The sequence below is a fragment of the Streptomyces sp. SID12488 genome, assembly GCF_010548275.1.
In the GTDB taxonomy this organism is placed as follows: domain Bacteria; phylum Actinomycetota; class Actinomycetes; order Streptomycetales; family Streptomycetaceae; genus Streptomyces.
This window is the reverse complement of record NZ_JAAGLT010000001.1, coordinates 869,303-888,851: the sequence shown is the minus strand read 5'-3', so window position 1 is coordinate 888,851 and position 19,549 is coordinate 869,303. Positions and strand designations below refer to the sequence as shown.

General features: G+C 68.7%; 22 protein-coding genes and 4 tRNA genes. 20 read left to right on the top strand and 6 right to left on the bottom strand.

Going from position 1 to position 19,549, the window contains the following annotated elements:
* The gene (locus G3I56_RS04130; RefSeq protein ID WP_164407149.1) at positions 1 to 1,287 is read right to left on the bottom strand and encodes an APC family permease; all 1,287 of its coding nucleotides are present in this window, start codon (positions 1,285 to 1,287) and stop codon (positions 1 to 3) included.
* Between the two features lie 172 nt (positions 1,288 to 1,459).
* Here G3I56_RS04130 and G3I56_RS04125 point away from each other — a divergent pair, with 172 nt between their 5' ends.
* Positions 1,460 to 1,726 carry a GlsB/YeaQ/YmgE family stress response membrane protein gene (locus G3I56_RS04125; protein WP_164407148.1) on the top strand — a complete coding sequence of 89 codons (267 nt, stop codon included), beginning with the start codon at positions 1,460 to 1,462 and terminating at the stop codon, positions 1,724 to 1,726.
* A 91-nt stretch (positions 1,727 to 1,817) separates the two neighbouring features.
* Here G3I56_RS04125 and G3I56_RS04120 read toward each other — a convergent pair whose 3' ends face one another.
* Entirely contained in the window at positions 1,818 to 2,306 is a 489-nt protein-coding gene (locus G3I56_RS04120; RefSeq protein WP_164407147.1) for a YajQ family cyclic di-GMP-binding protein, read from the bottom strand.
* Between the two features lie 236 nt (positions 2,307 to 2,542).
* Between G3I56_RS04120 and G3I56_RS04115 the strand changes: the two genes are divergently transcribed.
* Together G3I56_RS04115 and G3I56_RS43570 are read left to right on the top strand one after the other, a co-directional pair.
* Positions 2,543 to 2,624: transfer RNA gene (locus G3I56_RS04115), tRNA-Tyr, on the top strand.
* 96 nt (positions 2,625 to 2,720) lie between these two features.
* Positions 2,721 to 2,963: a hypothetical protein gene (locus tag G3I56_RS43570; protein WP_164407146.1), complete on the top strand. Its 243-nt coding sequence runs from the start codon at positions 2,721 to 2,723 to the stop codon at positions 2,961 to 2,963.
* A 105-nt stretch (positions 2,964 to 3,068) separates the two neighbouring features.
* Here G3I56_RS43570 and G3I56_RS04105 read toward each other — a convergent pair whose 3' ends face one another.
* On the bottom strand, positions 3,069 to 3,725 hold the full coding sequence (locus G3I56_RS04105) for an SDR family oxidoreductase (RefSeq protein ID WP_164407145.1): 657 nt from the start codon (positions 3,723 to 3,725) through the stop codon (positions 3,069 to 3,071).
* 89 nt (positions 3,726 to 3,814) lie between these two features.
* Positions 3,815 to 5,068, bottom strand: coding sequence for an amidohydrolase family protein (locus G3I56_RS04100; RefSeq protein WP_164407143.1), 1,254 nt, complete (start codon positions 5,066 to 5,068; stop codon positions 3,815 to 3,817).
* A gap of 334 nt (positions 5,069 to 5,402) precedes the next feature.
* Between G3I56_RS04100 and G3I56_RS04095 the strand changes: the two genes are divergently transcribed.
* The 8 genes from G3I56_RS04095 (at position 5,403) to G3I56_RS04060 (ending at position 10,412) form a co-directional block, all read left to right on the top strand.
* A tRNA-Thr gene (locus G3I56_RS04095) sits at positions 5,403 to 5,475 on the top strand.
* 46 nt (positions 5,476 to 5,521) lie between these two features.
* Positions 5,522 to 5,594, top strand: a tRNA-Met gene (locus G3I56_RS04090).
* 88 nt (positions 5,595 to 5,682) lie between these two features.
* A complete protein-coding gene (gene rpmG, locus G3I56_RS43565) occupies positions 5,683 to 5,847 on the top strand; it encodes a 50S ribosomal protein L33 (RefSeq protein WP_018834916.1) in 165 nt (54 codons plus the stop codon).
* Positions 5,848 to 6,020: 173 nt separating this feature from the next.
* A complete protein-coding gene (locus G3I56_RS04080; protein WP_164407142.1) occupies positions 6,021 to 6,473 on the top strand; it encodes a MaoC family dehydratase N-terminal domain-containing protein in 453 nt (150 codons plus the stop codon).
* Positions 6,474 to 6,477: 4 nt separating this feature from the next.
* Positions 6,478 to 6,954, top strand: a complete 477-nt coding sequence (locus G3I56_RS04075; protein WP_164407140.1) for a MaoC family dehydratase — start codon at positions 6,478 to 6,480, stop codon at positions 6,952 to 6,954.
* 152 nt (positions 6,955 to 7,106) lie between these two features.
* Positions 7,107 to 7,667, top strand: a complete 561-nt coding sequence (locus G3I56_RS04070) for a TetR/AcrR family transcriptional regulator (protein ID WP_164407138.1) — start codon at positions 7,107 to 7,109, stop codon at positions 7,665 to 7,667.
* A 98-nt stretch (positions 7,668 to 7,765) separates the two neighbouring features.
* Positions 7,766 to 9,232, top strand: coding sequence for an MFS transporter (locus G3I56_RS04065; protein WP_164407137.1), 1,467 nt, complete (start codon positions 7,766 to 7,768; stop codon positions 9,230 to 9,232).
* Positions 9,233 to 9,356: 124 nt separating this feature from the next.
* A complete protein-coding gene (locus G3I56_RS04060; RefSeq protein WP_164407136.1) occupies positions 9,357 to 10,412 on the top strand; it encodes a UDP-N-acetylmuramate dehydrogenase in 1,056 nt (351 codons plus the stop codon).
* Between the two features lie 12 nt (positions 10,413 to 10,424).
* Here the strand turns inward: G3I56_RS04060 and G3I56_RS04055 are convergent, their stop codons facing one another.
* Together G3I56_RS04055 and G3I56_RS04050 are read right to left on the bottom strand one after the other, a co-directional pair.
* Positions 10,425 to 11,456 carry an adenosine deaminase gene (locus tag G3I56_RS04055; RefSeq protein ID WP_164407135.1) on the bottom strand — a complete coding sequence of 344 codons (1,032 nt, stop codon included), beginning with the start codon at positions 11,454 to 11,456 and terminating at the stop codon, positions 10,425 to 10,427.
* 124 nt (positions 11,457 to 11,580) lie between these two features.
* A complete protein-coding gene (locus G3I56_RS04050; RefSeq protein WP_164407134.1) occupies positions 11,581 to 12,807 on the bottom strand; it encodes a pyridoxal phosphate-dependent aminotransferase in 1,227 nt (408 codons plus the stop codon).
* A 295-nt stretch (positions 12,808 to 13,102) separates the two neighbouring features.
* Here G3I56_RS04050 and G3I56_RS04045 point away from each other — a divergent pair.
* The 9 genes from G3I56_RS04045 to rplL all read left to right on the top strand — a co-directional run bounded on the left by G3I56_RS04045 (position 13,103) and on the right by rplL (position 19,356).
* Positions 13,103 to 13,175, top strand: a tRNA-Trp gene (locus tag G3I56_RS04045).
* A gap of 115 nt (positions 13,176 to 13,290) precedes the next feature.
* The gene (gene secE, locus G3I56_RS04040) at positions 13,291 to 13,578 is read left to right on the top strand and encodes a preprotein translocase subunit SecE (RefSeq protein WP_006383475.1); all 288 of its coding nucleotides are present in this window, start codon (positions 13,291 to 13,293) and stop codon (positions 13,576 to 13,578) included.
* A gap of 77 nt (positions 13,579 to 13,655) precedes the next feature.
* The gene (gene nusG, locus G3I56_RS04035; RefSeq protein WP_164407132.1) at positions 13,656 to 14,582 is read left to right on the top strand and encodes a transcription termination/antitermination protein NusG; all 927 of its coding nucleotides are present in this window, start codon (positions 13,656 to 13,658) and stop codon (positions 14,580 to 14,582) included.
* Positions 14,583 to 14,742: 160 nt separating this feature from the next.
* Positions 14,743 to 15,177: a 50S ribosomal protein L11 gene (gene rplK, locus G3I56_RS04030; RefSeq protein WP_006383482.1), complete on the top strand. Its 435-nt coding sequence runs from the start codon at positions 14,743 to 14,745 to the stop codon at positions 15,175 to 15,177.
* An 84-nt stretch (positions 15,178 to 15,261) separates the two neighbouring features.
* Positions 15,262 to 15,987, top strand: a complete 726-nt coding sequence (gene rplA / locus G3I56_RS04025; RefSeq protein WP_164319072.1) for a 50S ribosomal protein L1 — start codon at positions 15,262 to 15,264, stop codon at positions 15,985 to 15,987.
* A 137-nt stretch (positions 15,988 to 16,124) separates the two neighbouring features.
* Positions 16,125 to 17,033, top strand: a complete 909-nt coding sequence (locus tag G3I56_RS04020) for a hypothetical protein (protein WP_164407131.1) — start codon at positions 16,125 to 16,127, stop codon at positions 17,031 to 17,033.
* Between the two features lie 63 nt (positions 17,034 to 17,096).
* Positions 17,097 to 17,936 (top strand): DUF1396 domain-containing protein, encoded by an 840-nt coding sequence (locus G3I56_RS04015; protein WP_164407130.1) that lies wholly within the window; start codon positions 17,097 to 17,099, stop codon positions 17,934 to 17,936.
* A gap of 395 nt (positions 17,937 to 18,331) precedes the next feature.
* Positions 18,332 to 18,862, top strand: a complete 531-nt coding sequence (gene rplJ / locus G3I56_RS04010) for a 50S ribosomal protein L10 (RefSeq protein WP_164319068.1) — start codon at positions 18,332 to 18,334, stop codon at positions 18,860 to 18,862.
* 110 nt (positions 18,863 to 18,972) lie between these two features.
* Positions 18,973 to 19,356, top strand: a complete 384-nt coding sequence (gene rplL, locus G3I56_RS04005) for a 50S ribosomal protein L7/L12 (RefSeq protein WP_164407128.1) — start codon at positions 18,973 to 18,975, stop codon at positions 19,354 to 19,356.
* Positions 19,357 to 19,549 lie beyond the last annotated feature (193 nt).

The window sequence follows — 19,549 nt, the reverse complement described above, 5'->3', positions numbered from 1 at the left end:
TCAGCGGCGAGGTCCGGCCGACGGCCGCGAAGGCGAAGCCGACCACCACCGCCGTACGCCGTACGCGACCACCCCCAAACCCAGCACGCCCGCGCCCACGACCACCGACACCGCCGGAAGCGCGAACGCCAGCGTCACACAACCGAGGAACCCCACCCCCGGCACCACCCGTGACGCCGGAGCCGAACTCAGTGTCCAGGCGGAGGCGTTGGCCACCGCGTAATACGCCAGAACCCCGAAGGAGGAGAAGCCGACAGCGCCCCGTACGTCCACCGTCGCGGCCAGCACCGCGACCACCGCGCCCACGGCCAGCTCGGCCCGGTGCGGCACCTGGAAGCGCGGATGCACGGCGGCCAGGGCGCCGGGCAGATGACGGTCACGGGCCATGGCCAGCGTCGTCCGTGAGACACCCAGGATCAGGGCGAGCAGCGAGCCGAGCGCGGCCACGGCGGCACCGGCCCGGACGACAGGGACCAGCCCCGGCACGCCCGCCGCCCGGACCGCGTCTGCCAGGGGGGCGGTCGCGTGCCCGAGCCCGTCGGACCCCAGCACGGAAAGGACAGCCACTGACACCGCCGCGTACACCACCAGCGCTATGCCCAGGGCCGTCGGGATCGCGCGCGGGATGGTGCGCGAGGGATCCCGGACCTCCTCGCCGAGGGTCGCGATCCGGGCGTACCCGGCGAACGCGAAGAACAGCAGCCCGGCCGCCTGAAGCACTCCGCCCACACCCCCGGAGGCCCCGGCCTCCAGCCGGCCGGCGTCGGCGGCATCGGAGGTCAGGCTCACCACCACCACGGAAGCGAGGACAGCGAGGACCACCGCCACGATCGCCCGCGTCAGCCAGGCGGACTTCTGGACACCGCCGTAGTTCACCGCGGTCAGCGCCACCACGGCCACGACTGCCACCGCGTGCGCCTGATCCGGCCAGACATACGTGCCCACGGTGAGCGCCATCGCCGCACAGGAGGCCGTTTTCCCGACGACGAACGACCAGCCCGCGAGATAGCCCCAGAAGGCGCCGAGCCGCTCACGCCCGTAGACGTAGGTGCCGCCGGAGGCGGGATAGAGGGCGGCCAGCCGGGCGGACGACATGGCGTTGCAGTAGGCGACCACGGCCGCCGTGGCGAGCCCGAGCAGCAGCCCGGACCCGGCCGCGCGTGCCGCGGGTCCCAGGGCCACGAAGACACCGGCCCCGACCATCGAGCCGAGCCCGATGACCACGGCGTCCCCGACGCCAAGGGTGCGGCGCAGTTCAGGGGGCGATTCCGCACCGGACTGTGTCATGCGCCGCACCCTACTGACCGGTGCAACCGCCAGGCACCGCGTTGACGTCGTGTACAGGAACACAACACGAACAACGGATCAACCCGGGCGCACGGACACGACGAGATCGGCAAAGTCGCAAGTCACAGCGCCGGGACAGTTCGAGCACAGCACAGAGGGGCAGGTTCAGGGCATGAGCATCATCGGCTGGATCATCCTGGGGCTGTTGGCCGGGGCCATCGCCAAGTTCCTGCTGCCGGGGCGCGACCCGGGCGGTTTCATCGGTACGACGGTCATCGGCGTCGCGGGCGCGTTCCTCGGTGGCTGGATCTCGGCGCGCTTTTTCGACCACCCCATCAGCAGACAGTTCTACGACGGCACCACGTGGGCGGCGGCGATCGGCGGTGCACTGGTGCTGCTGATCGCGTACCGCATTCTCTTCGGCAACTCGCGAGACTGAGCGCGTACCTGGTCCGCAGCCGGGTCCGCAGTCGGCAGAAGGGAGGGGTGGGTGCCCTGCGCACCCACCCCTCCCTGCAACCCCTCGTGGACTACCGGTAGTTCACGAACTGCAGCGCGAATTCGAAGTCCTTGCCCTTGAGGAGGGCGATGATGGCCTGAAGGTCGTCGCGGTTCTTCGAGCTGACGCGCAGCTCTTCCCCCTGAACCTGGGCCTTCACGCCCTTCGGGCCCTCGTCGCGGATGATCTTCGCGACCTTCTTGGCGTTCTCCTGCGAGATGCCCTCCTCGATCGAGGCGAAGAGCTTGTACTCCTTGCCGGAGAGCTGGGGCTCACCCGCGTCCAGGGACTTCAGTGAGATTCCGCGCTTGATCAGCTTGGTCTCGAACACATCGAGGACCGCCTTGACCCGGTCCTCGGAGTTCGCCTCCATGAGGATCTTCTCGCCGGACCACGCGATCGAGGCACCCACGCCCTTGAAGTCGTATCGCTGGGAGATCTCCTTGGCGGTCTGGTTGAGGGCGTTGTCGACCTCCTGCCGCTCGACCTTCGAGACGATGTCGAAACTGGAGTCGGCCATGTCCTGTGGCTCCTTGTATGGGGTGCTTGTCGGAATCTGTGGGGTGCGTATCGGCGTGCGTGGGGACAGCAGCCGAGCCCGGCGTACGTCCCGGGCCGCATCCGCATAAGGGTAGCCACCCCCTCCCCTCCGGGCGCCGCTCAATCGGGTGGCGGAGCACCCCGGTCCATCAGGTATCGTTTACGTCGTTGCCAAAGAGCACCGCCGAAAAGCGGTTCGAAAGGGCAGCAAACCCTGGCGGTGTGCCCGAGCGGCCAAAGGGAGCAGACTGTAAATCTGCCGGCTCAGCCTACCCAGGTTCGAACCCTGGCGCCGCCACAGGTGAGAGAGACCCTCTTTCCGCTGCGATTACGCAGCGGAAAGAGGGTCTTTTCGTTGCGGTCGCACACTGAGGCCATGAGGGAGAGTGACCCCATGTCATCGCTGTCACGGCCGTCGTTCGTGTCGTCGTCCCGTCGCCGGAGCTGTCCCGAGTGCCGGCGGGAGATCGCTGTCGTCGCCGGGAGGTTCGCGCGGCACGATCCGCAGGGAGCCCGGGGGAGCGGGGAGCTCGTTTCGTGTCCGGGGTCGCGGCGGCAGGCGGAACTCGGGGCGGTCCAGCCGTCGTTGGACGGGTACGTCCAACCCGAATTCCCCGGCCAGCTGCCCCTTTTCTAGCCCTGTCGGCCCTGTCGGCCCTGTCGGCCCTGTCGGCCCTGTCGGCTCTGCCAGTCCTGCCAGTCCTTGCCGATCTTCTGGTCCCGGGCCTCTCGACCGTTCGCCCTAGTTCCCCGCCACCGACTTCACCGCCACCGAAACCGGCGTCGAACCGCCGATCAGCTCCAGCGTCAGGCCCGCCGTCGCCGGAGTGTCCAGCAGCTCGGTGAGGACGGCGGCCACGTCGTCGCGCGGGATCGCGCCGCGCCCTGTGTCGGCCTCCAGGCGGACGCGGCCCGTGCCGGCGTCGTCCGTCAGGGCGCCGGGGCGCAGGATCGTCCAGTCGAGCGCGGCCAGCCCACTGACGTACGCGTCGGCCTCACCCTTCGCCCGCTGGTAGACGTCGAAGACGTCGTCGCCCCGGTGGGCCGGATCCGCGCCCATGGACGACACGACCAGATGTCTGCGTACTCCCGCCCGAACCGCCGCATCCGCGAACAGCACCGCCGCGCCCCGGTCCACCGTGTCCTTGCGGGCCGTGCCGCTGCCCGGGCCCGCGCCCGCCGCGAAGACCGCCGCGTCGGCGCCCCGCAGCAGCTCAGCGACCTCGTCCACCGACGCCGACTCCAGGTCGCACACGACCGGTTCCGCACCGGCCGCCCGCAGATCGTCGCCCTGTTCGGGGCGGCGGATGATGCCCACGACCTCGTCACCGCGCGCGGCGAGCAGTCGCTCCAGCCGCAACGCGATCTGACCATGACCTCCAGCGATGACAATGCGCATGCCTTCGACCGTACGCCCCGCCGAACCCGTTCGCCGTACAGCCCGCACGATGTCCGTCCGCGCTGCCGAAGCCTCACCGTTCCCTCACCTCATGACTGCCCCGTACGCCCCTGCCGTGGTAGGTCCAGCGCTGCCACTGTCGGTGTGTTGCAGTACTCCCGTACCGCGCTCGTCCGTGCCACAACGCGCCCCCTGTGCACCACGATTCGGCTGTAGCCGAGGGACAGCGCGCCGGCCAGACGGTCGCCCCGGACCGCCAGCAGCTCCGCCGGGAAGCCCGCCTCCACCCGTACCTCCGGCAGGCCGAGCACCGCCCGCGCCGACGCGCTCACGGCGTCGTACGCCTCCTCCGGGCGCAGGCCGTGACGGGACGCGAGCAGGTACGCCGCCTCCAGGGGGTCCCCGCGGCCCACCGGGTTCGACACGTCCCGCAGTGCGCCGCTGCCTGCCGCCACGCGCACTCCGGCCGCCCGCAGCAGACGTACCGGAGCCGTGGCACGCCGTTCAGCGCCCCCGCAGCCGCCCTGGGGGAGGCATGTCACCGTCACGCCCGCCGCGGCGAGCTGGTCCGCGGCCCGCGAGGCCACCTCGGCGGGCAGTCGGCCGAGGCCGCCGCAGGGGCCGATGCTCACGCCCGGGCGCAGGCCGCCCGCCATCGCCGCGAGACGAGCCAGCCGGGCCGGGTCGTCACCGTCCGTGTGCAGATCGACCGGGCAGCCGTGTTCCGAGGCGACCTCCAGGACCGCCTCCACATAGCCGGTCGGATCGGGGTCGCGGTCCGGGCAGCCGCCCACCACCGACGCGCCCATCTTCACCGCGTCTCGCAGCATCGCCAGACCGTCCGCCCCCGCGACGCCGGTCAGCACGCGCGGCATCGCCACTGCCGTCAGCTCGGCCAGGCCACGCAGCGCCCGCCGCGCCTGCAGTACGGCGGCCAGGGCACCCAGCCCCGGTACGTCGCCGATACGGACGTGCGAGCGCAACGCGGTGGCCCCGTGGCCGAGTTGCAGCAGAGCGGCCTCGGTGGCCCGGCGCTGGACGTCCTGGGGGTCGTACGAGACCGGGCCGTCGGCATCGGCGGACAGGGCCGTGTCGCCGTGCGCGTGCGGTTCGGCGGGGGCCGGCAGGAGGAGGTAGCCGCTGAGGTCCACGCGGGTGGCGTACGCGCTGAGACTGCCGACCGTCCCGACCGCCTCGATACGACCGCCGCCCAGCCGTACGTCCACGGTCCGGCCATCGGTGAGCCGTGCCCCGCACAGCAGAAGGGCGGCCGGGTCCCCGGAGGAGGCGGGTGACGAGGGGGAGGACGAGGAGTGGGGCGGCTGCGGCTGGCTGTCGGGCATCGCGCTCCTGTGCTCGGGGGCGGCTGCGCGCAAGCGGGGACACAAGATCACGCAGAGTGAGTCGAGCCTAGGGTGGGCGTCCGCCCCTGTTGCGGAGGAGCGCAATAGTCGTACCGGTGTGGTCCGCCGGATGGGAAAGATTGCTGGCGAGGGGGTGTGAAAGTGGCCTGCGGGGGCGGTTGCGGGAGGGGGCTTTGAGGCCGCTGGGGGAGGGGTTTTCCCACCGCGGACGGAGCGTGCGCGCAGCGCGGAACAGGGGCCGGAACAGGCCCGGGTGGGTGCCGCGAAACGGATTTGGGTGAACGGTGGCGAGCGTGTAATGTCTTCATCGCTCGCCCCAATAGCTCAGTCGGTAGAGCGTCTCCATGGTAAGGAGAAGGTCTACGGTTCGATTCCGTATTGGGGCTCTGGTGTGAGAGGTCCCCGTCGCAAGGCGGGGTCCGATCGCATCACAGCGGTGTAGCTCAGTCGGTAGAGCAAGCGGCTCATAATCGCTGTGTCACCGGTTCAAGTCCGGTCACCGCTACTGACAGTAGCCGATTGCGGGGTCGGTCCTTCGATCGGCTATTCTGTTATGCGTACAACGTCCCATCCGTTCGTCAAGGAGCACTCCTGTGGCTGCCACCGACGTCCGCCCGAAGATCACGCTGGCCTGCGTGGAGTGCAAGGAGCGGAACTACATCACCAAGAAGAACCGGCGTAACAACCCGGATCGAATGGAGATGAAGAAGCACTGCCCGCGTTGCAATGCGCACACCGCGCATCGCGAAACGCGATAATTCAGGCTCGTACGTGAGGCCGTCCCCTGTTGGTTGGGGGGCGGCCTCACGTCGTTACAGCGGCACACCAGCGCACCGGCACATCATCACCCCGCACGCCGGCTGCGAACCTCGCGGCTGCGCGACCACGCGAACCAGTGCGTATCCACTTCGATTCAGGAGGTGCCGAGTCCATGGCGCTCGACCAGTCCTTCGTGGGGCGGTCCTATCCGCCCACCGAGCCCTATGAGGTCGGCCGGGAGAAGATCCGCGAGTTCGCGGAGGCGGTGGGAGACCGTAACCCCGCGTACACGGACCCCGAGGCCGCCAAGACCCTCGGTCACGCCGATGTGATCGCCCCACCGACCTTTGTGTTCGCGATCACCTTCAAGGCGGCGGGAGACGTGGTGGCGGACCCGCGGCTCGGCCTGGACTACAGCCGAGTGGTGCACGGAGACCAGAAGTTCGCCTACGTCCGCCCCGTCCGTGCGGGCGACCGGCTCACCGTCACCTCGACCATCGAGGCCATCAAGTCCATGGCGGGCAACGAGATCATCGACATCCGCGGCGAGGTCCACGACGAATCGGGCGAGCACGTCGTGACCGCCTGGACCAAGCTCGTCGCCCGCGCGGCCGAGGAGGGCTGACCCCATGACGGCCAATTCCGCGAACGGCTCCACGAACCACTCCACGAGCGGCTACGCGAAGATCTCCTACGCCGACGTTGAGGTCGGCACCGAGCTGCCCGCACAGACGTTTTCCGTGACCCGCGCCACCCTCGTCCAGTACGCGGGCGCCTCCGGGGACTTCAACCCCATCCACTGGAACGAGAAGTTCGCGGTCGAGGTCGGTCTGCCCGACGTCATCGCGCACGGCATGTTCACGATGGCCGAGGCGATCCGCGTCGTCACCGACTGGGTCGGCGACCCGGGAGCGGTCGTCGAGTACGGCGTCCGCTTCACCAAGCCGGTCGTCGTCCCGAACGACGGCGAGGGCGCCACCCTCGAGGTCAGCGGCAAGGTCGGGGCCAAGCTCGACGACAACACGGTCCGCGTCGACCTCCTCGCGAGGTGCGCGGGACAGAAGGTGCTGGGCATGTCGCGGGCTGTTGTCCGGCTGGGCGAGTAGGGCAGGTCGGGGAACTCCGGTTCCGGGTCGGGTAAGGGGCGTTCGCCATTGGCGGGCGCCCCTTACCCGAACTCCTCGCTCGGGTCTCCTCGCCGGATCTTCCCCTCGGATACCCGTTGACGTAGTTAGTGATTGAGTACTAACTTACTCGCATGGTCAGGATGAGCGCAGAGGAGCGACGTGAGAGCGTCATCCGCGCGGCGATCGCCGAGTTCGCGCAGAGGGGCTACTACGGCACCTCCACCGAGGCGATCGCGAAGCGGGTGGGTGTCTCGCAGCCGTATCTCTTCCGGCTCTTCCCGGGCAAGAAGGCGATGTTCGCCGCCGCCTCCCAGCGGTGCATGGGTGATGTGCGCCGGGTCCTGGAGGGGGCGGCCGAGGGGCTGGAGGGCGAGGAAGCCCTGTTTTCCATGGCGGGCGCTTACGCGCAGTTGATCGGCGAGCATCCCGAGCTGCTGCAGATGCAGATGCAGACCTTCGTGGCTGTCGCCGCCGCCGAGGCCGAGGGTGAGCATGAGTTCGGCGAGGTCGTACGGGCCGGCTGGATGAAGCTCTGGGACGCCGTGGAGGCGCCCGTGGGGGAGGAGACGACGACCTTCCTGGCGTACGGGATGCTCATCAACACCCTTGCCGCCATGGGGTTTCCGCCTGGGCACCGGGTCTGGCAGGGGATGTGGCCCTCGGCGCAGATCAAAGGGCGGGTCGAAGCCTGAGGGAAACCTGAGGGGCGTGGGTCCGGGCTCATGTGTCTTTTCTTGTGTTTTTTTGCCCGTGAAAGTTAGTGATCAATAACTAAACCCGAGGGGGAGCGATGTCACAGCAGCAGAGCAAGCGGCGAGAGCAGAGCGGGACCGGCGCACCGCGCGGCGGAGCCGTCTGGGCGCTCGTCATCACCAGCGTCGCCGGGTTCATGGCGGCCCTCGACAACCTCGTCGTCACCACCGCGCTGCCCTCCATCCGCAAGGATCTCGGGGGAGGGCTGGGCGACCTGGAATGGACAGTGAGCGCCTACACGCTCACCTTCGCCGTGCTGCTGATGTTCGGCGCGGCACTCGGTGACCGCTTCGGCCGCCGCCGGATGTTCCTCGCCGGACTCACCGTCTTCACCGGCGCCTCCGCCGCCGCGGCCATGGCACCCGGCATCGACTCGCTGATCGCGGCCCGCGCGGTCCAGGGCGTCGGCGCGGCGATCATGATGCCGCTGACGCTGACCCTGCTCACGGCCGCCGTCCCGGCCGCCAAGCGCGGAATGGCGTTCGGTATCTGGGGTGCCGTGAACGGGCTCGCCGTGGCCTCCGGGCCCCTCATCGGAGGCAGCCTCACCGAACACATCTCCTGGCACTGGATCTTCTGGCTGAACGTCCCGCTGGGCCTCGCCCTGCTGCCGCTCGCCCGGCTGCGCCTCGCCGAGTCGCACGGCACCGGTGCCCCGCTCGACGTCACCGGCACCCTGCTGGCCAGCGGCGGCCTGTTCGGCATCGTCTACGGACTCGTGCGCGGTCCGGCTGACGGCTGGACCAGCTCCTACGTCCTGACCGGGCTGGTCGCGGGCGGCGCCCTCCTCGTCGCCTTCGTCGTCCACGGCACCAGGGCGAAGAACCCGATGCTGCCCATGCGGCTCTTCCGCTCCCGCGCCTTCGCCGGGATCAACGCGGCCTCCCTGCTGATGTTCCTCGGGATGTTCGGGTCGATATTCCTGCTCAGCCAGTACATGCAGGGCGTGCTCGGCTACTCGCCCACCGAGGCGGGCCTGCGGATGCTGCCCTGGACCGGCATGCCGATGCTCGTCGCCCCGATCGCCGGCATCCTCTCCGACCGGATCGGTGGCCGGCCCGTCGTCGCCACCGGCCTCTTCCTCCAGGCCGCCGGCCTCGGCTACATGGCCTTCGTCGTCACCGCGGACGCCTCCTACGCCATCCAGCTGCCAGGCCTGATCATCAGCGGCATCGGCATGGCCCTGTTCTTCGCCCCTGCCGCCAACCTGGTGATGTCCAGCGTCCGCCCGAGCGAACAGGGCATCGCCTCCGGCGCCAACAACGCCCTGCGCGAGGTCGGCGGCGCCCTCGGAATCGCCGTCATGGGATCGATCTTCGCGGCCCAGGGCGGCTATGAGACCGGCCAGACCTTCGTCGACGGCCTCCGGCCCGCCCTGGTGGTCGGCTCCGCGGTGGTCGCCCTCGCGGGCATCGCGGCCCTCCTGATCCCGGCCGCCCGCCGCCCCACTCCGGTCCCGGAGTCCGACGAGCCGGCGCCGGTGCTGGAGACGGCCGCCCACTGAACGACGTAGGACAGCGGCACGCGCGCGTACGGACCCGAGGCTCACCGGCGGGGCCCTACGCGCGCGTGCCGCTTGTCGTCGCGCCCCCGCCTGGGCTGTCAGTGGGGTCTCGTAGTCTTGGCGGGTGCAGGCAATCCACGACGCGCCCCTCGCCCCGCTGACCACCTTCCGGCTCGGCGGTCCCGCAGACCGGCTGATCACGGCGACGACCGACGCCGAGGTCATCGCCGCCGTCCGCGAGGCCGACGACTCCGGAACCCCGCTGCTGGTCATCGGCGGTGGCTCGAACCTGGTCATCGGCGACAAGGGGTTCGCGGGGACCGCTCTGCGGATCGCCACGACCGGCGTCGATCTCGACGGCACAGGGGTGGAACTGGCCGCCGGTGAGGTGTGGACCGACGCCGTCGCACGCACGGTCGAGGCCGGGCTCGCCGGGATCGAGTGCCTCGCCGGGATCCCCGGTTCCGCCGGCGCGACGCCCATCCAGAACGTGGGGGCGTACGGGCAGGAGGTGTCCTCGACGATCACCGAGGTCTTCGCCTACGACCGGGTCACCCGCGAGACGGTCACCCTCACCGGCGCCGAGTGCGCCTTCTCGTACCGCCACAGCCGCTTCAAGGCCGACCCCGAGCGCCATGTCGTCCTGCGTGTCCGCTTCGCCCTGGAGGACGCCGGAGGGCTGTCGGCGCCCCTGAAGTACGCCGAGACGGCCCGCGCCCTGGGCGTCGAGCCCGGCGAGCGGGTGCCGCTGGAGGCGGCCCGGGAGACCGTGCTGAAGCTGCGCGCCGGTAAGGGCATGGTGCTGGACCCCGAGGACCACGACACCTGGTCCGCCGGGTCCTTCTTCACCAACCCGATCCTCACCGACGCCGAGTTCGCCGCGTTCCACGCGCGCGTGGCGGAGCGGCTCGGCGCCGACGCCGTACCGCCCGCCTACCCGGCCGGGGAGGGCCGCACCAAGACCTCTGCGGCCTGGCTGATCGACAAGGCCGGCTTCACCAAGGGGTACGGCACCGGCCCCGCCCGTATCTCCACCAAGCACACCCTGGCCCTCACCAACCGGGGCCGGGCCACCACGGAGGACCTGCTCGCCCTCGCTCGCGAGGTCGTCGCCGGGGTCCGGGACGCCTTCGGGGTCACCCTCGTCAACGAACCGGTGACGGTCGGCGTCAGCCTCTGAGGCCCTCCAGGGCTACGAGGTCAGCCAGTCGTCGATCCCCGCCAGCAGTTTCGTCCGTACGCCCTCCGGCGCCGCCGAACCGCGTACGGACTGCCGGGCCAGTTCGGCCAGTTCCGCGTCCGTGAAGGCGTGGTACTGGCGGGCGATCTCGTACTGGGCCGCCAGACGGGAACCGAAGAGGAGTGGGTCGTCGGCGCCCAGCGCCAGCGGCACACCGGCCTCGAAGAGCTTGCGCAACGGCACGTCCTCGGCCTTCTCGTACACCCCCAGGGCGACGTTCGACGCCGGGCAGACCTCGCAGGTGATCTGGCGGTCCGCGAGGCGCTTCAGCAGGCGCGGGTCCTCCGCCGCCCGCACACCGTGGCCGATCCGGGTCGCGTGCAGGTCGTCCAGGCAGTCGCGGACCGACGACGGGCCCGTCAACTCGCCGCCGTGCGGGGCCGACAGCAGACCCCCCTCGCGCGCGATGGCGAAGGCCCGGTCGAAGTCCCGGGCCATGCCCCGCCGTTCGTCGTTGGAGAGCCCGAAGCCCACGACACCCCGGTCCGCGTACCGCACGGCCAGACGGGCCAGCGTGCGCGCGTCCAGAGGGTGCTTCATACGGTTCGCGGCCACCAGGACCCGCATCCCGATCCCGGTCTCCCGGCCCGCGGTCTCCACCGCGTCCAGGATGATCTCCAGCGCCGGGATGAGACCGCCTAGACGAGGGGCGTACGACGTCGGGTCCACCTGGATCTCCAGCCAGCCCGAGCCGTCCTTCGCGTCCTCCTCGGCGGCCTCGCGGACCAGCCGCTGGATGTCCTCGGGTTCCCGCAGACAGGACCGGGCCGCGTCGTACAGTCGCTGGAAGCGGAACCAGCCCCTCTCGTCGGTCGCCCGGAGTTTCGGCGGCTCACCACTGGTGAGGGCGTCGGTCAGCGCCTCGGGCAGCCGCACACCGTACTTGTCGGCCAGTTCCAGCAGGGTCGCGGACCGCATCGACCCGGTGAAGTGCAGGTGCAGATGGGCTTTCGGCAGTTCAGAGACATCACGTACGTGCTCCATTCGAGGATCCTGCCGTACGTCCGGCTCGTATCGGTACCGCTTTCCCTGAACGTGGTCTTGCTCGCACTGAGAGACGAAAGAAGGCCGCTTCCCAAAGGGAAGCGGCCCACTCACGTCACAGGGTTCAGTCCGTCGCCTCGGCCAGCAGCTTCTGCACGCGGCTGATGCCCTCGACGAGGTCCTCGTCGCCCAGGGCGTACGACAGACGCAGGTAGCCCGGTGTGCCGAACGCCTCACCGGGTACGACGGCCACCTCGACCTCGTCCAGGATCAGCGCGGCCAGCTCGACCGAGTCCTGGGGGCGCTTGCCGCGGATCTCCTTGCCCAGGAGGGCCTTCACCGACGGGTAGACGTAGAAGGCGCCCTCGGGCTCCGGGCAGACCACGCCGTCGATCTCGTTGAGCATGCGCACGATGGTGTGACGGCGGCGGTCGAAGGCCACGCGCATCTCCGCGACGGCGTCCAGGTTCCCGGAGACGGCGGCGAGAGCGGCGATCTGGGCCACGTTCGACACGTTGGACGTGGCGTGCGACTGGAGGTTGGTCGCGGCCTTGACGACGTCCTTCGGGCCGATGATCCAGCCGACCCGCCAGCCCGTCATGGCGTATGTCTTGGCGACGCCGTTGACCACGATGCACTTGTCGCGCAGCTCGGGGAGGATCGCGGGGAGCGAGGTGAACTTCGCGTCGCCGTAGACGAGGTGCTCGTAGATCTCGTCCGTCAGCACCCAAAGGCCGTGCTCCACGGCCCAGCGGCCGATCGCCTCGGTGTCCTCGGGGCTGTACACCGCGCCGGTCGGGTTGGAGGGGGAGACGAACAGGACGACCTTCGTCCGCTCCGTGCGGGCCGCCTCCAGCTGTTCCACGCTGACCCGGTAGCCGGTGGTCTCGTCCGCGACGACCTCGACCGGGACACCGCCGGCGAGACGGATCGACTCCGGGTAGGTCGTCCAGTACGGGGCCGGGACGATGACCTCGTCGCCCGGGTCGAGGATCGCGGCGAACGCCTCGTAGATGGCCTGCTTGCCGCCGTTGGTCACCAGGACCTGGGAGGCGTCCACCTCGTAGTTCGAGTCGCGGAGCGTCTTGGCGACGATCGCGGCCTTCAGCTCGGGCAGACCGCCGGCCGGCGTGTAGCGGTGGTACTTCGGGTTCGAGCAGGCCTCGACGGCGGCCTGGACGATGTAGTCCGGGGTCGGGAAGTCCGGCTCACCGGCGCCGAAGCCGATCACCGGGCGCCCGGCGGCCTTCAGGGCCTTGGCCTTGGCGTCCACGGCGAGGGTGGCGGACTCGGAGATCGCGCCGACTCGGGCGGAGACCCGGCGCGCGGTGGAAGGGGTTGCAGCGCTCATGGTGCCCATCGTTTCAGACCGGAAACCTCCCCGGCACACGGGTTTCACCTATTGGTCGGACCGGATCACCTAAGGGACGTCGGACGGACGCCGGGCCGGGTGCACGGCTGGACAAGCGTCCGGATCCGGCGCCTGGGCTGGGCGATCTTCCGCCCGCAACGGCCCGGCGGGCGCTTTCTGTTCGACGACCGGCTCCGAAGCACGTACACTCTCACCTCGTTGGCCTTCAGCGGCCCGCGCTTATCCGGTGCACACCCTGCATCCGGACGAGTACGGTACGTTGGAGTAACCACAAAGGGTCGTAGCTCAATTGGTAGAGCACTGGTCTCCAAAACCAGCGGTTGGGGGTTCAAGTCCCTCCGGCCCTGCTACACGCGCCTTTCACCAGGCGGTGTGCGCATGTACCACTTGCATAGTTTTTGCATCGCCGTGCGGCTCGGACCGGGCGCGGCACGGCCACGACCCGGGAACAGGTGAGGACGAATGGCGGACGCCGTGGGCTCCATCGATATGCCTGATGCCCAGGATGAGGCGCCCGAGTCGGACAAGAAGACTCGCAAGGGCGGTAAGCGCGCCAAGAAGGGCCCGCTGAAGCGTCTCGCGGTTTTCTACCGCCAGATCGTCGCGGAGCTCCGCAAGGTCGTCTGGCCGACGCGCAACCAGCTGACGACGTACACGACCGTGGTGATTGTCTTTGTGATCGTCATGATCGGCCTGGTGACTGTGATTGACTTTGGCCTCAACAAAGCCGCCAAGTACGTCTTCGGCTGAGCCAAGAGCGAAGGGCGCCGGGTGCGGCGCCCCTTTCGCATGTTCCACCCACATGTATCCAGGAAGAAGCAGCCACCGTGTCTGACACTGACCCGAACCTGAACGACGCCATCGTGCCGGACGAGTCCGTGCATGACGAGCTCGACATCGTCGAGGGCGTTGACGAGGTCGAGGACGAGGTCGACGCTGCGGACGCCGCCGTGGGGGAGCCCGCCGAGGAAGACGCCATCCACATCGAGGCCGATGAGGCTGAGACCGATGGGGATGAAGACGGCGATGTAGCCGCGGCCGATGCCGACGAGGACGAAGAGCTCGTCGAGGCCGATGCCGAAGGCGCCGACGAGGCCGAAGCCGAGGCTGAGGAAGCCGAAGAAGAGGCCGAGCCCGTCGACCCCGTCGCGGCCCTCCGCGAGGAACTGCGCCTTCTCCCCGGCGAGTGGTACGTCATCCACACGTACGCCGGTTACGAGAACCGCGTGAAGACCAACCTCGAACAGCGTGCCGTCTCACTGAACGTCGAGGACTTCATCTTCGCGGCCGAGGTGCCGCAGGAAGAGGTCGCTCAGATCAAGAACGGTGAGCGCAAGACGGTCCGTCAGAACAAGCTTCCCGGATACGTTCTCGTCCGCATGGACCTGACGAACGAGTCCTGGGGTGTCGTCCGCAACACCCCCGGTGTCACCGGCTTCGTGGGCAACGCGTACGACCCGTACCCGCTGACGCTGGACGAGATCGTCAAGATGCTCGCCCCGGAGGCCGAGGAGAAGGCCGCCCGTGAGCTCGCCGAGGCCGAGGGCAGGCCGGCTCCGGCCCGCAAGCTCGAGGTCCAGGTGCTGGACTTCGAGGTCGGCGACTCGGTCACCGTCACCGACGGTCCGTTCGCGACGCTGCAGGCGACGATCAACGAGATCAACGCCGACTCGAAGAAGGTCAAGGGCCTCGTCGAGATCTTCGGACGCGAGACTCCGGTCGAGCTGTCGTTCGACCAGATTCAGAAGAACTAGCACTCACCACTCAGCTTCCGTCCAGGTCAGGTCGGCTCTTGGAGCTTGCCTGACCTGCTCGGTTTCACGCCTCGCCATGGTGTCGCTTATCGTGGTGCGGTTGCCTGGCTGATGCCAGGCACAGCGAAGACCGAAGAAAAACGAAGATAGAGGACCCGGAATGCCTCCCAAGAAGAAGAAGGTCACGGGGCTCATCAAGCTCCAGATCAACGCCGGTGCGGCGAACCCCGCCCCGCCGGTCGGCCCCGCGCTCGGTCAGCACGGCGTCAACATCATGGAGTTCTGCAAGGCCTACAACGCCGCGACCGAGTCGCAGCGTGGCTGGGTGATCCCGGTGGAGATCACGGTCTACGAAGACCGCTCCTTCACCTTCATCACCAAGACGCCGCCGGCCGCGAAGATGATCCTCAAGGCCGCGGGTGTCGAGAAGGGCTCCGGCGAGCCGCACAAGACCAAGGTCGCCAAGATCACCCAGGCGCAGGTCCGCGAGATCGCCACGACCAAGCTTCCCGACCTGAACGCCAACGACCTGGACGCCGCGTCGAAGATCATCGCCGGCACCGCCCGTTCGATGGGCATCACGGTCGAGGGCTGAGCCCCACCTCGTAAGCCTTAGTAGTGCGTGGCAGGACCTGCTCGGTCCGTACCACGACTCCTCAGAACAACATCAGGAGCAGTAGTGAGCAAGCGCAGCAAGTCTCTCCGCGCTGCGGACGCCAAGATCGACCGGGACAAGCTCTACGCCCCGCTCGAGGCCGTCCGTCTCGCCAAGGAGACCTCCACGAGCAAGTTCGACGGCACCGTCGAGGTCGCCTTCCGCCTGGGTGTCGACCCGCGCAAGGCCGACCAGATGGTCCGTGGCACCGTGAACCTCCCGCACGGCACCGGTAAGACCGCCCGGGTCCTGGTCTTCGCGACCGGTGACCGTGCCGAGGCCGCGCTCGCCGCGGGCGCCGACATCGTCGGCTCCGACGAACTGATCGACGAGGTGGCGAAGGGCCGTCTGGACTTCGACGCCGTCGTCGCCACCCCGGACCTCATGGGCAAGGTCGGCCGCCTCGGCCGCGTCCTCGGCCCGCGTGGTCTGATGCCGAACCCGAAGACGGGCACGGTGACCCCGGACGTGGTCAAGGCCGTGACCGAAATCAAGGGCGGCAAGATCGAGTTCCGCGTCGACAAGCACTCGAACCTGCACTTCATCATCGGCAAGACGTCGTTCGACGACACCAAGCTGGTGGAGAACTACGGCGCCGCGCTGGAGGAGATCCTCCGTCTGAAGCCGTCCGCCGCGAAGGGCCGCTACATCAAGAAGGCCGCCCTCAGCACCACGATCGGCCCCGGCATTCCGCTCGACTCCAACCGCACCCGCAACCTCCTCGTCGAGGAGGACCCGGCCGCCGTCTGAGCCTCCCGCTCACCCCGGTAGCCGCGCGTACGCGTTTCGTACGACGGGCCCCGCAACCTTTCGAGGTTGCGGGGCCCGTTGTCGTACCGAGGGGTTAGCGTGAAGATCACGGGGTGTGCGAGGGGGGTTGGGGCCGGATGACGGACAGCGGCGTACAGGGTGTACGGGGCCTGCGGCGGGGAGTCCGGCCGGTCGTGGTGACTGCGGCGCTGGTCGCGGTGGGCGTGGCGATGTCGGCGTGCAGTTTCTCCGGGGGGCCCGAGGACGAGGACATCGAGCCGACCGGCGCGGCCCGCCTCGACGCCCGTACGGCCGCCGCGCTGCATGCCGTGGAGAAAGCCACCGAGCTGGCCGGTTCCGCCCGGGTCAGCTCCTCCTCCGTCATGGGCGACCTGCTCTCCATGCGTACGGCCGGTGTCCTCGGCTGGGCCGGTGAGCCGGTCGGCAGGCTCAGCATCACCTACACCGGTGGAGAACTGGCCGAGTCCATGCGGGCGCTCAACAGTTCCTCCATGGAGGCCCGGCTGCTGCCCGACGCCTACTACGCCAAGGTCGGCGACAAGTTCGCCGCCCAGATGCACGGCAAGCACTGGATCAGGTACGACTACGACGACCTGGCGGACCTGCCCGGCGGCTCGGGGACGTATCTGAAGGACCAGTTGCGCAACACCGCCCCGATCCAGCCGGTCAAGCTCCTGCTGGCCTCCGGTGACGTCCGCAGGGCCGGGACGGAGACCGTGCGCGGGGAACGTACGACGCACTACTCGGGCGCGGTCGAGGTGGCCGCCCTCGCCGACTCCGCCCTCAAGGAGCAGCTCGTCCAGGCCGGCGTCGCCACCGAGACGGTCGACATCTGGGTCAACGACCGGAACCTGCTGGTCAAGAAGGTCGAGCGGGGCGAACTGTCGAGCGGACGGATGTCCTCGACGGCGTACTACAGCGCGTACGGGGTGAAGGCGGCGGTGGCGGCGCCGGAGGGCGGGGACACCGCGGACTTCAAGGACCTGCTGGGGAATTCAGAGGCTTCGTCCGCCCCACCGGGTTAGGCTCACGGTCGTTTCTGTGAATCGACCGTGTGTTCACAGTGTTCTTTGTTCCTTGGGGGAATCATGGGTAGTTCTTCTGTGCGTGCAGGACGTGTGGGCCTCGCTGTACTGCTTCTCGGTACTGGCGCTGTCGCCTGTTCCAAGGGGGCTTCGGAGGAGTCGCCGAAGATGACGCCGGCGGCGGCCGTCGCCAAGGCGGCGAAGAACGTGGAGGACATCACCTCCCTCAGCTACCGGATGACCGGCAAGATGCCGGAGGAGGGCCGCGTCAAGGCCGAGGCAAAGATGCGCCTCAAGCCCGACGTGGCGATGAGCATGAAGATCACCGCCCTGGACAAGGGCGCTGACGGCACCGCCGAGATCCGTCTAGTCGACAAGGCGCTGTTCATAGGCGGGGGCGCGGCAGCTGCCAAGGAGATGGACGGCAAGAGCTGGATCAAGTTCGACATGGCCGCGCTGGGCGCCGCCGGTGAGTCCCTCGGGGCCGCCGGGCAGGCCGACAAGAACCCCGCCCAGGAGTCCACCTTCCTCACCGGCTCCAAGGACGTGAAGGAGGTCGGCACGGAGACCGTGGACGGGGTCAAGACCACCCACTACAAGGGCACGGTCAGCCTCGACCAGTTCCGCGACTCCCTCAAGTCCCAGAGCAAGGTGACCCGCGAGCAGCGCGAGAAGAGCCTTGAGCAGTACGAGAAGCTGGGCATCGACAAGTTCACGATGGACATGTGGATCGGTGCGGACGAGCGGACCAAGCAGTTCCGGATGCGTGGCGCGGCGGACAAGGGTCCGCTCGACCTGACGATCACCTTCGACGACTTCAACAAGCCGGTGAACATCGCTGCGCCGGCCGCCAAGGATGTCGCCGACCTGGCGGAGATGATGAAGGGTGCGCAGGCCGGCTAGGAGTTCGGCTGGTTGCGCGGCTCGTTTGTCTGCGGGCCCGGTGGGGGGCTGGTCGCGCCCACGCGGCGGAGCCGCACATCGAACACAGCCCCGCGCCCCTTGGGCGCGACCCTGGCGGGGGCGCGGATTTGCTTGACGGGGACGCCCTCACGTACTCTCGTCCAGAAGCCAAAGACCGCTGGTCGTTGCCTTGTTCTCGTAAGGGGACTTGGTGGCCGAAGGATCCGCTGAACTGCGGACGACCCGCGCAGGTGTGACTGTGGATGTGCTCCCGGACGAAATCCGCTCACGGAATTCGGTTGGTCGAGCTCACGCCCCGAGCGCCTGCGCCGGGGCGTTTCGTTTTCCCAGTCTCCTTCTGAGCGGTCCTCATCACCCGGAAGGAGGCCACGCTTATGGCAAGGCCCGACAAGGCTGCCGCGGTAGCCGAGCTCGCGGACCAGTTCCGTAGCTCGAACGCCGCTGTGCTGACCGAGTACCGGGGTCTCACCGTGGCGCAGCTCAAGACGCTGCGTCGTTCGCTCGGTGAAGACGCCCAGTACGCCGTGGTGAAGAACACGCTGACCAAGATCGCGGCCAACGAGGCCGGGATCTCCACGCTCGACGACCTGTTCAACGGTCCGACGGCGGTTGCCTTCATCACCGGTGACCCGGTGACGTCGGCGAAGGGTCTTCGTGACTTCGCCAAGGACAACCCGAACCTCGTCATCAAGGGCGGTGTCCTTGACGGTAAGGCGCTGTCCGCCGACGAGATCAAGAAGCTTGCGGACCTTGAGTCCCGCGAGGTTCTGCTCAGCAAGCTGGCAGGTGCTTTCAAGGGCAAGCAGTCTCAGGCTGCCTCGCTCTTCCAGGCGCTTCCGTCGAAGTTCGTCCGCACCGCGGAAGCACTTCGCGTCAAGCTCGCCGAGCAGGGCGGTGCCGAGTAATTCGGCTCGCACTTTGACCGCCGCCTGACGTGGCGGTCGGCGCGGGCCGAACATACGCCCGCCGACACTTACCTCGGCACCTGCCGAATTGACTGGAAGGATCGCCCATCATGGCGACGAAGCTGTCCCAGGAAGAGCTGCTCGCGCAGTTCGAGACCCTCACCCTCATCGAGCTCTCCGAGTTCGTGAAGGCCTTCGAGGAGAAGTTCGACGTCACGGCCGCCGCCGCGGTCGCCGTTGCCGGTCCGGCCGGCCCCGCCGCCGTTGAGGCCGTCGAGGAGCAGGACGAGTTCGACGTCATCCTCACGGGTGCCGGCGAGAAGAAGATCCAGGTCATCAAGGTCGTGCGTGAGCTGACCTCGCTGGGTCTCAAGGAGGCCAAGGACCTCGTGGACGGCGCCCCGAAGCCCGTTCTCGAGAAGGTCACCAAGGAGGCCGCCGAGAAGGCTGCCGAGTCCCTCAAGGCCGCCGGCGCGGGCGTCGAGGTCAAGTAACTCCACTGAGGGTCCGTCGAGGGCTCTCGTGACAGCTGACGTAGGGCTTCTGGTAGCCCTGTAACGCTGACGCGGTGAAGAGCGATCATCCATCTGGGTGGTCGCTCTTCGGCGTTCGAGGGGTCGGGTCGTGGCTGCCTTGCACGGTCGGTGACGGCGAGTAAGGTGATCTTCGTCGTGCCTCCGGACGCCC